Source organism: Sphingopyxis witflariensis (genome assembly GCF_002205635.1).
Lineage (GTDB): Bacteria > Pseudomonadota > Alphaproteobacteria > Sphingomonadales > Sphingomonadaceae > Sphingopyxis > Sphingopyxis witflariensis.
Genome location: NZ_NISJ01000005.1, coordinates 218,804 through 233,963 on the forward strand (window position 1 = coordinate 218,804; position 15,160 = coordinate 233,963).

General features: G+C 64.0%; 14 protein-coding genes. 2 read left to right on the forward strand and 12 right to left on the reverse strand.

The window, feature by feature from the left end; all coding sequences use genetic code 11:
• Positions 1 to 66 precede the first annotated feature (66 nt).
• Both CDQ91_RS11585 and CDQ91_RS11590 read left to right on the forward strand, forming a co-directional pair.
• Positions 67 to 828, forward strand: a complete 762-nt coding sequence (locus CDQ91_RS11585) for a class I SAM-dependent methyltransferase (protein WP_088472884.1) — start codon at positions 67 to 69, stop codon at positions 826 to 828.
• A 7-nt stretch (positions 829 to 835) separates the two neighbouring features.
• Positions 836 to 1,141 carry an alkylphosphonate utilization protein gene (locus tag CDQ91_RS11590; RefSeq protein WP_088472885.1) on the forward strand — a complete coding sequence of 102 codons (306 nt, stop codon included), beginning with the start codon at positions 836 to 838 and terminating at the stop codon, positions 1,139 to 1,141.
• Positions 1,142 to 1,294: 153 nt separating this feature from the next.
• Here the strand turns inward: CDQ91_RS11590 and CDQ91_RS11595 are convergent, their stop codons facing one another.
• From CDQ91_RS11595 to pabB, 12 genes are all read right to left on the reverse strand, one after another.
• Positions 1,295 to 2,584, reverse strand: a complete 1,290-nt coding sequence (locus tag CDQ91_RS11595) for an acyl-CoA dehydrogenase family protein (RefSeq protein ID WP_088472886.1) — start codon at positions 2,582 to 2,584, stop codon at positions 1,295 to 1,297.
• Between the two features lie 23 nt (positions 2,585 to 2,607).
• A complete protein-coding gene (locus tag CDQ91_RS11600) occupies positions 2,608 to 3,939 on the reverse strand; it encodes a phosphotransferase (protein WP_088472887.1) in 1,332 nt (443 codons plus the stop codon).
• Between the two features lie 77 nt (positions 3,940 to 4,016).
• A complete protein-coding gene (locus CDQ91_RS11605) occupies positions 4,017 to 4,904 on the reverse strand; it encodes an energy transducer TonB (RefSeq protein ID WP_088472888.1) in 888 nt (295 codons plus the stop codon).
• A 69-nt stretch (positions 4,905 to 4,973) separates the two neighbouring features.
• Entirely contained in the window at positions 4,974 to 5,969 is a 996-nt protein-coding gene (locus CDQ91_RS11610) for a cupin-like domain-containing protein (RefSeq protein ID WP_088472889.1), read from the reverse strand.
• A 161-nt stretch (positions 5,970 to 6,130) separates the two neighbouring features.
• Positions 6,131 to 7,060 carry an electron transfer flavoprotein subunit alpha/FixB family protein gene (locus CDQ91_RS11615; protein WP_088472890.1) on the reverse strand — a complete coding sequence of 310 codons (930 nt, stop codon included), beginning with the start codon at positions 7,058 to 7,060 and terminating at the stop codon, positions 6,131 to 6,133.
• Positions 7,057 to 7,806, reverse strand: coding sequence for an electron transfer flavoprotein subunit beta/FixA family protein (locus CDQ91_RS11620; protein WP_088472891.1), 750 nt, complete (start codon positions 7,804 to 7,806; stop codon positions 7,057 to 7,059). Before CDQ91_RS11620 ends, CDQ91_RS11615 begins: the two co-directional genes overlap by 4 nt.
• 108 nt (positions 7,807 to 7,914) lie before the next feature.
• Positions 7,915 to 9,123: an ADP-forming succinate--CoA ligase subunit beta gene (sucC, locus tag CDQ91_RS11625; RefSeq protein WP_088472892.1), complete on the reverse strand. Its 1,209-nt coding sequence runs from the start codon at positions 9,121 to 9,123 to the stop codon at positions 7,915 to 7,917.
• A gap of 185 nt (positions 9,124 to 9,308) precedes the next feature.
• Entirely contained in the window at positions 9,309 to 9,620 is a 312-nt protein-coding gene (locus CDQ91_RS11630; protein ID WP_088472893.1) for a hypothetical protein, read from the reverse strand.
• Positions 9,621 to 9,629: 9 nt separating this feature from the next.
• Positions 9,630 to 10,784: a class A beta-lactamase gene (gene bla, locus CDQ91_RS11635; protein ID WP_088472894.1), complete on the reverse strand. Its 1,155-nt coding sequence runs from the start codon at positions 10,782 to 10,784 to the stop codon at positions 9,630 to 9,632.
• A gap of 139 nt (positions 10,785 to 10,923) precedes the next feature.
• On the reverse strand, positions 10,924 to 11,613 hold the full coding sequence (gene msrA / locus CDQ91_RS11640) for a peptide-methionine (S)-S-oxide reductase MsrA (protein WP_088472895.1): 690 nt from the start codon (positions 11,611 to 11,613) through the stop codon (positions 10,924 to 10,926).
• A 334-nt stretch (positions 11,614 to 11,947) separates the two neighbouring features.
• Positions 11,948 to 13,162 (reverse strand): pyridoxal phosphate-dependent aminotransferase, encoded by a 1,215-nt coding sequence (locus CDQ91_RS11645; RefSeq protein WP_088472896.1) that lies wholly within the window; start codon positions 13,160 to 13,162, stop codon positions 11,948 to 11,950.
• Positions 13,163 to 13,303: 141 nt separating this feature from the next.
• Entirely contained in the window at positions 13,304 to 15,124 is a 1,821-nt protein-coding gene (pabB, locus tag CDQ91_RS11650; protein ID WP_174688502.1) for an aminodeoxychorismate synthase component I, read from the reverse strand.
• Positions 15,125 to 15,160 lie beyond the last annotated feature (36 nt).

Sequence of the window (15,160 nt, forward strand, 5' to 3'; positions counted from 1 at the left end):
AATAAACGCGCAGGGCGCGCGGCGAGGCGCTATGATGGCGCGATAAAAGCCAAGGGAGTCGATGCCATGATCCGCCCGCTTACCCCCACCTGCCTGATTGCCCTCCTGCTCGCCGTCACCGCGACGCCGCTCGCCGCGAAGCAGGCCAAAGCCCCCAACTATAGCGCCGCGCTCGCCGACCCGGCGCGCCCCGCGACCGATCGTGAACGCGATGCCACGCGCAAACCCGCCGAACTTCTGGCCTTTGCCGAGGTCGCGCCGGGCGAACAGGTCGGCGATTTCGTGATGGGCGGCGGCTATGTCACCCGCCTGCTCGCCGCTGCGGTCGGCCCCAAGGGCCGCGTCTATGCCTTTCAGCCCGCCGAATTCATCGGATTCAAGAAGCAATATGGCGACGATCAGGCCGCGATCGACGCCGCCTATGCCAATGTTGACGCCGTGAACGGACCGTTCGCTGCCCCCGCCTTCCCCGCGCCGCTCGACACGATCATCACGGTGCAGAATTTCCACGATCTGTATCTGAAACCCTTCCCCGAAGGGACGGGCGACAAGGCGAGCGCGGCCTTGTTCGCGGCGCTCAAACCCGGTGGAACATTGGTCGTCGTCGATCATAGCGCCGCCGACGGCAGCGGCACGAGCCTGTCCGACAGCCTCCACCGCATCGACAAGGCCGCCGTGGTCGCCGCGCTCACCAAAGCGGGCTTCAAGCTTGAAGCATCGAGTAATCTCTATAAACGCAGCGACGACCCGCGCACCACGAACGTCTTCGAACCCGCGATCCGCGGCAAGACCGACCAGTTCGCATTGCGCTTCCGCAAACCCGGATAGGACCAACATGGCCGACGATGATTATGTCTATGACGAAGCCAGCGGCGAGTGGATGTCGGCGGGCGATATCGCCGCGCGCGATGCCGCCGCAGCAGCGGCCCCCGAGGTGCGCGACGCGGTCGGCAATCTGCTCGCCGACGGCGATTCGGTCGCGCTGATCAAGGATCTGACCGTGAAGGGCGCGGGCCAGACGCTGAAGGTCGGCACGGTGATCAAGTCGATCCGCCTGACCGGCGACGCGCAGGAAATCGACTGCCGCCACGAGGGGATCAAGGGGCTGGTGCTGCGCGCGGAGTTTGTGCGGAAGCGGTAAAAAACCCGCCTATCTTCCCTGTGCCACAGGCATGGGGAGGTGGCAGCGCGAAGCGCTGACGGAGGGGCATTTGCGCTGGCGTCGCGACCCCTCCACCGCGCCCTTCGGGCGCGGTCCCCCTCCCCATCGCTGCGCGACAGGGAGGATATCCAACTACCCCAACGTGCCTTTCCGCGGCCCCAGATATCCAAACAGATATGCCCCGACCTTGCGCATCTGAATCTCCTCGGCGCCCTCGGTGATCCGATAGCGGCGGTGGTGACGATAAATATGTTCGAACGGCTTGTGGCGCGAATAGCCGATGCCGCCATGGACCTGCATGGCGCGGTCGGCGGCTTCACAGCACAGCCGGTTCGCCCAATAATTGCACATGCTGACCTTGTCGGACAGATTATGCTCAACCTCCTTGTGCGGCATATTGTCCATGTCCCACGCGGTCTTGCGGATCAGCAAGCGGAGCATTTCGGCCTGCGTCGCGAGTTCGACGAGCGGGAACTGGATCGCCTGATTCTTCGCCAGCGCCTCGCCGAACGGCTTTCGCTCGCGCGCATATTTCACGCTTTCCTCAATGCAGAAAACCGCGGCGCCCAGCGATGATGCCGCCTGGCGGATACGGTTCTGGTGGACGAAGCTCTGTGCGATCGACAGCCCGCCGTCGACCGGGCCGAGCCGCGCGCTGTCAGGCACCCAGACATCGGTGAAGGTCATGCGCGGATGGTCGGTCGGCATGTTGAAGGTCCACATATATTCATCGACTGTCATCCCCGGGGTGCCGGTGGGGACGAGCAGGCACGAAACCCCCTTCGCATCGCCGTCCTTGCCGCTGGTGCGGCAGAAGGTCGCACAGTGGGTCGCGACATGCATGCCGGTGATCCACATCTTGCGCCCGTTGATCAGCCAGCCTTCGACGCCGTCGCGGGTCTCGCGGACGGCTCGGGTTTCCATATGCGTCGCGTCCGACCCGTGATCGGGTTCGGTGAGACCGAAGGCGGTGCGGCGCTTGCCCTCGAACCCGCCGAGGATGAACTCCTGCTTCTGCTCCTCATTCTGCGCGAACTGCTCGAACATCTCGACGAACGGGAAATTGCCGACGATGCTATGTTCGTTCTGGAGGTCGTTGTGGAGGCCGAGCCCCTTCGCGGCGAAATGCTCGCGGATCACCGCCATCCACAGGTTCGATCCATCCTTGCCGCCATATTTCTTCGGCGCCGAGAAACGCCAGTGGCCCGCGGCGTCGGCCTTGCGTGTCGCCTGTTTCAGCAACTGCTCCCAATCGTGGCGCGGCAGGCCCTGATTGTCCCAGTCGGTGCGCGCATGTTCGCGGCGATGGTCGAAGAAGCGGATATTGTCGTCGGCGTCCTCCAGCGGCTGAATCTCGGCCGCGATGAACGCGTCGAGTTCGTCGAGATAGGCCTGAAGGCCCGCAGGCATCGCAAAATCCATATTCTTCTTCTCCCGTGTTTTTTCTATCCGCCCCACGCATCGCGGGCTCGCGCCAGCGCGGCATATTTGGGGCTGTCGATCGTGCATTTGTCGAGCGCGCCGCGGCGCAGCTTCGCTAGCAAGCCCGGCTCGGCGAGCGTCGTCGTTCCCGCCAGAAAAGCCTCGGCGAGCGGCTTGTCCTCGGCGCGCACCCCGGCATCGAGATCGCGCATGACGATACCGAGCGCGTTCATCGCCACAGCAACTTCAAACTTCGCGTGGCCCTCGGCGCGCGGCTTGATCGTGTCGCCCATCCAGTCGCGCACCGCCTGCACCATTTCGGCGTTGGTCGGCTCGCCAACCGGCGCCGCAGCAACGGGCGACGACGGTGGCAGCGCGCGCGCGCGTTCGTCCGCGGGTGATTCATCCTCGAGCAAAAGCAGCAGATCGAGTTCCTGTTCGGCGGTACGCCGCCCGATCACCACGCGCTCGACCGTCGCGTCGGCGCCGCTGCGCCACGCCTGCCCCATCTGGAGGCAGCCGAGCGCCCACCACAGGGTGCGATAGACGAGCCAGAAGTGGAAGCGGTCGCGATCGACCGGCACCCCGCCCGCGACTTCATAGGCGGCGAAATAGTCCTCGAGGCTACCGATGCCAAAGGCGGGCTTGTCGAGCTGGCCGAAACGCCACACGGTCATGCAGCCGAAGGCCAGATCTTCATGAGCATCGCCGCGATGCGCGAGTTCCCAGTCGAGCACGGCGGCGAGGCCATCGCCATCGACCATGATATTGCCCATGCGATAATCGCTATGGACGAGCACCGGCGCGACGGGCGCGGGCAGATGATCCTCGCACCATTTGATCGCGAGCGCGATCGCCGGGCGGTCGCCGCCATAGACGAGAAAGCGCCGTTTCAATTCGGCCAGCGCGTCCGCCGTATCCATCAACGGGATCGCCGCCGGGATGACCTCCATCGGCAGCGCATGGATACGCGCCAGTTCGCGGCCAAGATCGGCGATCAGCGACGGCGGCGGATTGGCGAGAATCTTCGCCGGGTTCACTTCGGCGACCACCCGCCGCATCACATAGCCGGTTCCCATGCCATCGGCATCGCCCAGCACCCCAACCACTTCGGGCGCCTTCACACCGCCGGCATGCGCCGCCATCACCAGCGCTGCCTCGTCGACATGGGCGAAAGGCCGGTCGGCCATATATTCCGCCGACGGCGCACGACGCAGCACATAAGCGGCCCCAGCCCACTCGAACGCCCAGCTTTCCATATTCGCGCCGCCCGACAGGCGCGCGAGCCCTGCAAGCGTGCCGGGTCCGGCGGTGCGGGTCATGAAGGCGGACAGGGGTTCGTTCAGTTCAGCCATTACTTACCTTGCTAAGTATTTTGCTCTACCGCAAGGCCAATCGGCTTTCGGTGTGGCGCCTTCGCATCGGTGATGCGTTACATGCGAAAACGCACGCGATTCAGATAATAGGAAGCCACCGGTTTACCCATCGCATCGAGCGCCGGCTCGAATTCAGCGCGGCGCATGATTCCGTTGCACACCGCCTCGTCAAACTCGACCGGCCGCGTTGATTGCTGGATATGGCAGCTGGCGGGCTTGCCCGCCGCATCGACAATCAGACGAAAATGGACAAGGCCCTGATAGCCGCGCGCGCGCATCTCGGGCGGATAGTCGCTGTTGTTCAGCCATTGTTCCGGCTCGCCCACCGGAGTCGCCCGGCGCGACAAATTCTGATGCGCTGTGACATCAATTTTCCATCCCCGCAGCAGGTCGTCGGTACAGGCGGCCAGCGCCTGTTCTGCCGCCATCATCGAACCCGTTTCCAGATGGATCGCCTGCTTGCCGACGATCCGCAACTCGAGAAAACGGATCGCGGCGTAAAGCGCCGGATCAATATCTGGCTGTTTGAGCGATTTTCCCTCATTCTCCCGGGCGGCACGGGCCGGGTCGTACCCCGTGATCCACAGATTGCCGTCGACGATCAGCGCCGCATTTCCATTGTCGAGCGATCCGGTCGTGAAGCCCTTTTCGAACGCCGGGTCGTTGGGACCGAAGCGAAGGGTGATCCGGCGCGTTTCGCTGCGGACTTTCACCGGCTGACCGGTAAGCGTCATGCCAACCTTCGGTCCCGGCTGAAAGCGGTCGAGGACGAGAACGACCTCTTCATCGCCGGTTCCGAACGACCGCGCCAGGCGGCAACTATCGTCGGCATAATTGATGTGCCAGTCAGACGAAGGGGACAACCGCAAGGGTTCGCCGGCATAGGCCGGCATCGTCATGGCCACAGCTGCGGCAAGTCCGGTAAGAGCAGCACGACGATGCATCACAATCCTCTCCCACAACCCTCTTTTTCGGAGGCACCGAACTTATAGGCTGGAATCGGAAAGGCAATCTCAGCCGATGGCACCGTAGGACACATAATCCCCGGCATGGGCATTGGATCTCCGAAAGCTCGTGAAACTCATGCTCGCCGACAGGTCGAGCGCCTCGACCTGATGCCACCAGCCGACGGGCAGGAAAATCGCTTCGCCGGGGCCGATCACCACCTCCAGCACCGGCGGCGTGTCGGCGTCACCCACCCCGGCGGGCAGCGCTTCATTGCCCCAGTCGGAAAAGCAATGAAGGCGGTTCTTCATCCGCCCAAAAGCCCAGGGCGGCGCCATCCGCACCCGCTTGCGGCCCAGCACCTGGACCAGCAGATTGTTGGTCAGGTCATGGTGCCACGGCGTCAGTGTGCCGCGCGGCCCCAGCCAGAAAAAGCCGTCGCGGCCTCCGCGATCGTCAAGCAAATCGATCGGCGCCAGATCGTCCCACAGGAAGCCAAGCGCCGCTGCATTGGTGCCGCTGTTATAGGCGGTGAGGTAAATATCGTTGCTCGCCTCATCCTTGCGGAGCCAGTCGATCAGTTCGGCGAAGCGGATCAGGCGGCGGTGGTCATCCTTCGCCAGTTCATAGGCGGGATCGCGCGTCCGCTCGACCTGCGCCTCGACCACCGCGTCGCCACCGGCGGCCGCAAAATGGTCGAGCGACCAGCGCTCGAGCGCGGGCCAATGATCGATCAGCCCGGTCAGCTTCGCGGGGCGGTTCGCCTCATAGTGGTGGCGATAGAAATGATCGGGATCGGGTCGCTCCAGCGTATCGAGCGCAAAGCCGCCATCGGCCTCGAACGCCAGCCGCTGCTGATTGGCGAGCAGCCAGCCCTGCTTCGCCATGCGCGCCGCCTGCAACCGCAGCGCCGCCGCCAGCGGGTCTTTCGCCAGCCGCTCAATCTCATATTTCGCCGACGCCCCGGAGACTCCCGCCGCAACCAACCGCGCGTGCAACGCGGCATCATCGTCGCCCGCCGCCAGCCCCTCGGCGATCAGCGTGCGCTTGTCCGACTGCGACATGAAAAGCCTCCTCCGCCCACGATGGGCGTTCGTGAGCGATGCTCAAGCGCATGTCGATGACAATTTGGCGACGCGCCCGAAACGACAAAGCGGCCGTGGGCATCGCCCACGACCGCTTTGTTATACTCACGCTATCCGGCGCAGGCCGGAGCAATCGCGGATCAGATCTTGCCGGTCAGTTCGGGAACGGCATTGAACAGATCGGCGACGAGGCCGAAGTCGGCGACCTGGAAGATCGGGGCGTCCTCGTCCTTGTTGATCGCAACGATCGTCTTCGAATCCTTCATCCCGGCGAGATGCTGGATCGCGCCCGAAATGCCGATGGCGAAATAGACCTGCGGCGCCACGATCTTGCCGGTCTGGCCGACCTGATAATCGTTGGGGACATAACCCGCATCGACCGCAGCGCGCGAAGCACCGAGCGCGGCGCCGAGCTTGTCGGCGAGCGGGACGATGACTTCTTCATACTTCTCGCTCGAACCCAGCGCACGGCCGCCCGACACGATGATCTTGGCCGAGGTCAGCTCGGGACGCTCCGACTTCGCGATTTCAGCGCCGACGAAGCTCGAAATGCCGGCATCGCTGCCTGCACCCACGGCTTCGACCGTACCCGAACCGCCCGAAGTCGCGGCCTTGTCAAACGCGGTGCCGCGCACGGTGAGGACCAGCTTGGCGTCCGACGATTCGACGGTCGCGATCGCGTTGCCGGCATAGATCGGGCGGGTGAAGGTCTTGGGACCCTCGACCGACAGAATTTCCGAAATCTGCATCACATCGAGCAGCGCGGCGACGCGTGGCGCGATATTCTTGCCGGTCGTCGTCGCGGGCGCGAGGAAGGCGTCGTGGCTGCCCATCAGTTCGGCGACGAGCGGCGCGACATTTTCGGGCAGATTGTGACCGAAGGCGGCGTTGTCAGCGACATGCACCTTGCCGACCCCGGCGATGCCGGCGGCTTCCTTGGCGACCGCATCGACGCCCGAACCGGCGACGAGCAGATGGACTTCGCCGAGCTTCGACGCCGCGGTGACCACCGCGAGCGTCGCGTCCTTGACGGCCTTGCCGTCATGTTCGACCCAAACGAGCGTTTTCATGAGTGCACTCCCATCGCTTTCAGCTTGGCAACCAGTTCATCGACATCGGCGACCTTGACGCCAGCCGAACGAACCGGCGGCTCGCTGACCTTGAGCGTCTTGACGCGCGGAGTCGTATCGACGCCATAATCAGCAGGGGTTTTGGTATCGAGCGGCTTCGACTTCGCCTTCATGATGTTCGGCAGCGAAGCATAACGCGGCTCATTCAGACGAAGGTCGGTGGTGACGATCGCGGGAAGCTTGAGCTTCACCGTTTCGAGGCCGCCGTCGACTTCGCGGGTCACATTGACATGATCACCATCGACATTGACCGCGCTGGCGAAAGTGCCCTGCGCCCAGCCGGTCAGGGCTGCGAGCATCTGGCCGGTCTGGTTGTTGTCGTCGTCGATCGCCTGCTTGCCAAGGATGACAAGACCGGGCTGTTCGGCGTCGGCGATCGCCTTGAAGATTTTCGCAAGCGCCAGCGGTTCGACGGCATCGTCGGTTTGGACGAGGATCGCGCGGTCGGCGCCCATGGCGAGCGCGGTGCGCAGCGTTTCCTGCGCCTTCGCCGGGCCGACGGACACGGCGACGACTTCGGTCGCCACGCCCTTTTCGCGCAGACGAATCGCTTCTTCGACACCGATCTCATCGAACGGGTTCATCGACATTTTGACATTGGCGAGGTCAACGCCCGTACCGTCGGATTTGACCCGCGGTTTCACGTTATAATCGAGCACCCGCTTTACGGGGACGAGGATTTTCATGGCTTCAAAAGCTCCTCTCGAGAAATTGTGCACCGCGTCATAATTGCGGTTTACGTAAACGTCAACCTCACCCCTCCCCCCTCATGGTGGGGAGGGGCTGATGAGGTTTCAGGCCGCCTTGGCGACCTCGGCGACGATCTTCTTCGCGGCGTCGCCCAGGTCGTTGGCCGCCACGATCGGCAGACCCGAATTGGCAAGGATATCCTTGCCTTCCTGAACGTTCGTGCCTTCGAGGCGGACGACGAGCGGAACCGAAAGATTCACTTCCTTCGCCGCGGCAACGATGCCGTCGGCGATGATGTCGCACTTCATGATACCGCCGAAGATGTTGACGAGGATGCCCTCGACCGCCGGGTCCTTCAGGATGATCTTGAACGCCGCGGTGACCTTTTCCTTGGTCGCGCCGCCGCCGACGTCGAGGAAGTTGGCCGGGAAGGCGCCGTGGAGCTTGATGATGTCCATCGTCGCCATCGCAAGGCCGGCGCCGTTGACCATGCAGCCGATGTTGCCGTCGAGCTTGATGTAGGCGAGGTCATATTCCGACGCTTCGACCTCGGCCGGGTCTTCTTCGGTCAGATCGCGCAGCTCGGCGATATCCTTGTGACGGAACATCGCATTGCCGTCGAAGCCGACCTTAGCGTCGAGCACCAGCAGTTCGTCGCCATTCGCGCCTTCGCACACGGCAAGCGGGTTGATTTCGATCTGCTCGGCATCGGTCGCGAGGAACGCGTTGTAGAGGCCAGCAAGAATCTTGGCGGCCTGCTTGGCCAGATCACCCGACAGCTCGAGCGCCGCGGCGACGCTGCGGCCGTGGTGCGGCTGAAGGCCCGTGGCGGGATCGATGACGATCGTGTGGATTTTTTCGGGGGTGTTGTGCGCGACGGTTTCAATGTCCATCCCGCCTTCGGTCGACGCGACGACCGCGATGCGGCTGGTGGCGCGGTCGACGAGCAAAGCGAGGTAGAATTCCTGCTTAATGTCGGCGCCGTCGGTGATGTAAAGGCGGTTGACCTGCTTGCCGGCATCGCCGGTCTGGATCGTCACCAGCGTGTTGCCCAGCATGTCCTTGGCGTGCGCTTCGACTTCTTCGAGCGTCTTCGCCAGGCGAACGCCGCCCTTCGCGTCGGGACCGAGTTCCTTGAACTTGCCCTTGCCGCGGCCGCCGGCGTGGATCTGCGATTTGACGACATAAAGCGGCCCGGGGAGCTGCTTCGCCGCCGCAACGGCTTCCTCGACGCTCATCGCAGCGATGCCCTTAGGGATCGCGACGCCAAATTTTGCGAGCAGTTCTTTCGCCTGATATTCGTGAATGTTCATGAGGTCTGCCGGGCCTTTCGAGTCTGGGGCGGGGAGAATTGGCGCCGCCTAAGCACAAGTTTCGCGGCAAGGCTACCCCTACGGCGCCCAGATTATCTTGTGCGCCGACAAGCCAGACCGATCAGGCCAGCGTTTCTTTCACGATGATGAAAGGGCTGCGGCGTCCGGCCGCGTGCGAATGTGACCTAGTTGAACGCGCAGACTGCGGCGGAGCTGATCGTCACCGTCAAAATCTCGGGATCCCGAAGCGCCCGAATCTTGCGCGTGAACTGGGTCAGCGTCAGATTATCGACGCGCTTGTCCTTCAGGCTGGCCAGCGAACCGATGCGACGCAGCTGGGTCAGCGACAGCCGGTCGACCATGCGTTCAGCCATGCATGCGGCGATCGGTTGCGACAGGCCGGCGTCGACCAGCCCGGTGCGCAGCCGCGCCTCGGGAGTCGCGCAGGCGGCGAGCGCGAGCGGCAGGGTCAGCAAGGGAAGAGCGGCCCATTTCATATTGTCATTCTACCTTCCGTGAAACTCGGCGACCGCGCCCGAAACCGCCTGCATCAATGCCATGCGGGCGGGAATGGGCGAGGTCGTGCTGCCAAGCATTACCACGATGGCATAGCGGGTTCCATCGGGCGCCGTCGCGATGCCGATATCATTGTAACCGGCGGTCATACCCTTGAAATCCTGCCCAGTTCCGGTCTTGTGGAGAAATTGCCAACCGGGGGGAAGACCAGCCTTCAGCCGCCGCGGACCACTCCGGGTGCGGCTCATCACGTCGAGCAGATATTCGGTCGATTCGGGCGACAGCAGTGTGCCCCGCGCGAGCCGGGTCAAGGCACTGGCGATTGCCGCCGGGCTCGCGCCATCGACCGGATTGGCGAGATAGGCATCCATCGCCGCCTTGCGCTTCGCTTCGGGTAGCGCGGCGCGCGCGGCCTGAAACGCGCGGCCGACCGAGTAGCTTTGCTGCCAGGTCAGCCCGGCGGTACCGCTTTGCAGCAAGCGCTCGCCCGGGCCGAAACGAATCGCCCCCAGATCCTTTTTCGAAATGAAGCGGCGTACCGCTTCGGGCCCGCCCACAGTACGCAGCAGGCTGTCGTTCGCGGTATTGTCACTGTGGGTGATCGCGGTTTCAATGAGCTCGCGGACGCTCATCGTCACCGATCCCTCGGCCTGAACACGCGCAGCGAGCGGTTGGTAGAACAGGGTAAGATCCTCGCGACCGATGCGGACCGGCTGATCGAGGCGGATCCGTCCCTGATCCACGGCGTCGAGGATGGACAATGCCACCCAAAATTTCGATACGCTCTGTTGCGGAAACAAATCCTCGCCGCGCTGCGAAAGCGCCCATTCGCCGTCGATCCGCTGAACCGCAATCCCGGTCTTGCCGGGGAAAGCCTTCCAAAGCTGGGTAATTCGATCGTTCAGCCCGGCCGGTGGGCGGCGGAAACCGGGGTCCATCGTTCCCCGGGGTGCGGGGGTGGCAGAGCGCACCGGCTGCCCGATCGGCATCGAAACCGATCCGCCGGGCCCGCGCGTCACCGGCGGCACTGCACGGGGCGCCTCTCTGGGCGTAGGCACGATCGCGGCGCTGCTGACGCAACCCGCGAGCATCACAGCACCCATCACCATGGCAAGCATTGGCTTGCCGGAAAACTGGACCTTCATTCAAACCCCACGGCTGCGACCGTCATCTCTTATCCCCGCCCTATCGGCAGTGCCATTCGTCCCGCACACGGCCGGGGGGAGCCAGCGTTTTGCGGTGAACGATTCCTCTGTCACGACCAGTGACGGAACCCGCGTCCTTTCAGGGCGCAGGCTTGGCCCGCACCCGCGCCGGATAAAGCCGTTTCAGCGCCGCAAGCTTCGGTGCATCCCAGCGCAGGATATAGCCGTTCGAGGGATTGCGGCGCATGAAATCCTGGTGGCTCGCCTCGGCGGGATAGAAGCGCTTATAGCTTTCGATCGGAACGACGACGGGTTTGGCGAAATATTTGCCCTTGCCGATCTGCGCCAGATAGGCGGTCGCGACCTGGCGCTGAACCGCATCCATCGGGACGATCGCGGCGCGATATTGCGAGCCTGTATCGGGGCCCTGGCGATTTTTGAGTGTGGGATCGGCGACCACCGAAAACAGGATGCGCAGCAAGGTGCCATAGCTGAGCTGGGTCGGGTCATAGGTGACCCGTACCGCCTCGGCATGGCCAGATGTGCCGTCGTGCGTCAGCTCATAGCGCGCGGTCGCCGCGCTGCCGCCATGATAGCCTGATTCGACAGAGATCACGCCTTTTACATGCGAAAAGACGCCCTCGACGCCCCAAAAGCACCCGCCCGCAAGAATTGCGGTCGCACGCTTAGCTTTAACGGCGGGATCGACGGCTGCGGCAGGAAGCTGGACGACACCCTCGGCCTGCGCCGGGGCGCACTGGGCGACAATCGCGCCAATGAGCAGCGCCGCGAAGGCGCGCGAAGAGAAATGGCGACGCCGCGCCGTCAAAGCGGCAGCGAAAGCGCCGGATGCTGGAAGGCAACGATCAGGCCGCCAATGGCAAAGCCGGCGAGCATCGTCAGGAACCAGTCGGAGCGGAGCGTGGCAAGCATGGGGAGAGCCCTTTTTTCTGTCTTCCGGTTTTGCGGCCAAGGCCGCCCTGTTCACACCGACGATATGGCACGCCCCAACCAGCCGTGCAGTGATGTCCATCACCTTAGGCATCGAGGCTTACTATACGGTGAACCGGGCGCTTAACCGTCGTTCATGTCCCAAATGGGCGATGAAGACCGCAATTACAAGACCGGTCGGTACAGAATATCTATACCGACCGAAATCTCCCTTATGCCAGCGCGGCGCATGCCTGCTGGATGCGCACGCAGGCATCCTTGAGCACCGCTTCCGACGTCGCGTAGGAAACGCGAAACGCTGGCGACAGGCCAAAGGCGCCGCCGTGGACCGCGGCGACGCGCGCCGAGTCGAGGAAATAGTCGATCAGCGCTTCGTCGCTGTCGATCAGCTTTCCGTCGGGGGTCTTCTTGCCCATGCAGCCGCTCGCGTCGGGATAGACATAGAAAGCACCGTCGGGGGTCGGGCAGTTGAGCCCCGGCGCGTCGTTGAGCATCGCGACGACCATATCGCGGCGCTTCTTGAACGCGGCGTTGCGGTCGTCGAGGAATTGCTGCGGTCCGCCGAGCGCGGCGGCGGCGGCAGCCTGCGCGATCGAACAGGGGTTCGACGTCGATTGCGACTGCAGCTTGGCCATCGCCTTGATGATCCACGCCGGGCCGCCGGCATAGCCGATGCGCCAGCCGGTCATCGCATAGGCCTTCGAACAGCCGTTCACGGTCAGGATGCGGTCGATCAGGTCGGGGCAGCGCTGCGCCAGCGTCGAGAAGGCGAAATCCGCGTACCAGACATGCTCGTACATATCGTCGACCATCACCATCACATGCGGATGGCGGCGGACGACTTCGCCGATCGCGTCGAGTTCCTGGGGCGAATAGGCGGCGCCCGACGGGTTCGACGGCGAATTGAACATGATCCAGCGCGTCTTGGGCGTGATCGCGGCGTCGAGTTGCGCCGGGGTGATTTTGTAATTCTGCGCCGCAGTGCCCTCGATGATCACCGGCGTACCGCCACAAAAAGCAACGATGTCGGGATAGCTGACCCAATAAGGCGCGGGGATGATCACCTCGTCGCCCGCATCGACCGTCGCGACCAGCGCGTTGAACAGAGTGTGCTTGCCGCCGACGTTGACGCTGATCTGGTCGAGACCGAAGTCGAGGCCGTTGTCGCGGCGGAACTTGCCGCGGATCGCGTCCTTCAGCGCGACGGTGCCGTCGACCAGCGTATATTTGGTCTGGCCGTTGCGGATCGCCTCGATCGCCGCTTCCTTGACGAAGTCGGGCGTGTCGAAATCGGGCTCGCCGGCGCTCAGCCCAATCACGTCAACGCCGTCCGCTTTCAGCTTGGTCACGCGCGCGGTCATTGCGAGCGTTGCCGAAGGCTGGATACGACCGAGTGCGGCCGAGACATGGGGCTTGAAAGTCGACATGGCGAAGCGTCCTTGCGAGAGGGCGGGTGACAGGAAATTGGCAGAAAATTGCGCGCGGCCGCGCCTATCGCGTCCCACCCGATTAGGCAAGGGATGCGGTAGACAATTTACGAATGCGAAGCGATTTTCGCCGGATGGGAGCTAGGCGTCCTCGATCAACCGCGCCGGGATCAGCCCGCGCAGCGAATTGCCGATGAAAAACCCCTCGCCCAGATCGGCAAGGCGCAGATGCGATTCGACCGCCCGTCCCCTGTCGATCAGTTCGGCGCGCAGCACGCCGGGAAGCAGCCCGAGCGACAGCGGCGGGGTGAGGAGCATACCGTCGCGCTCGACGAAAATATTGCTCCAGCTGCCCTCGGTCACAAAGCCCGGTTCGTCGATAAAGACAATCTCGGCCGCCCCGCTTTCGCGCCGCGCGCCATCATAGGCGGCACGTTGGCTGGTCTTGTGCGCGAGGCGAAAATCGTCCGGCGCCATCGGCACAGGACTAACGGCGACCGGCACCGGCAATTCGGCGAGCCGCGGCAGCGGCGACACCTCGACCGCCAATGCACCCGACGGCGCAAGCCGCATCCGCACCCGCGCAGCGCCGCGCACGCGAAAGGTCGCCGATTGCAGGCTGTTGCGCGCACCGTGGCGGTCGAACCGAAAGCCCAGCGTCGCCGCGCTCGCTGTCAGCCGCGCCAAATGCCCCTCGAGTCGCTGGACGCCATCGACCGGATCGAAAAACATCGTTTCGAGTAGGTCGAAGCTTTCGCCCGCTGCGCTCACAAATTCCCCTTTGGCCAGACATTCGCGCCATTCTTCGGCGGGCACGCTGTCGGCAACGATTCCGGACCCCAGACCCAGCGTGGCGGACAACCGCCCATCCTGCAAGTCATTGGAATACGGAAATACCAATGTCCGAATCGCGACGTTGAACGCCGCATCCCCCCCCGGCTCGATGAAGCCGATCGACCCCGTATACAGTCCGCGCGCGCCTTCTTCCAGCGTGTCGATAATCTCCATCGCCCGTACCTTGGGCGCGCCGGTGATCGAACCGCAGGGAAAGGCGGCGCACAGCATGTCGACCGCGCCGGTTCCCTCGGGCAAACGCGCGCTGACGTCGGACACCAGTTGATGGATCGTCGGAAAGCTCTCGACGCGAAACAGGTCGGGCACCGCGACCGACCCTGGCACCGCAACGCGCGACAGATCGTTGCGGATCAGGTCGACGATCATCAGATTTTCGGCGCGCTGCTTGGGGTCCTCCGCCAGCTCGCGCGCGGCGCGCGCGTCGGCCTCCGGGTTACGCTGCCGCGCCGCGGTCCCCTTCATCGGCCGCGCCATCGCCTGGCCACCCTTCAGCGCAAAGAAGAGTTCGGGCGACAGCGACGCGATCGCCTGCGCGCCCGTCCAGATGAAACCGCCATAGCCCGCGCGCGCCGTCCGCCGCAGCCGCGCATAGGCGGCGAGCGGATTGCCCAGCATGGCGACATCGGCGCGAAAGGTCAGATTGGCCTGATAAATATCGCCGGCGCGGATCAGCCCGAGCACCTGTTCGACCGCCGCTTCATAGCCGGCGCGTTCGATCCGCGGCTTAACACCGCCAATCCATGCCCCGGCCGGATCGGGGAGCAGATCGGCCACGACATCGGCCTCGATCCGCTCGACCCGCTCGAACAGGCCAAACCAGCCCAGCGGCGCATTGCCGCCGCCGCCTTCATCGACCGCACCGCGCCACGCAGGCGCAAGCGCCTTCCCCGCCTCATAGGCCAGATAACCGGCGGCATAGAGACCGTGCGACTGCGCCTTCTCCAACGCATCGAGCAACGCTGGAATCTCGGCCAGGGTCGTCGCGCTCAGCACCTCGACCGGGTCGCGAAACAAACGCGCCGGCACGGCCCCGTCCGACCGTGCGTCGTCAAGCAGGACGAAGGGCGGACAGCCCGTTTTCAGAACAGGAATCGCAGGCGCATCCATCATCGGCTTGTCAAAACGCCCCCTCGCAAAAACGCG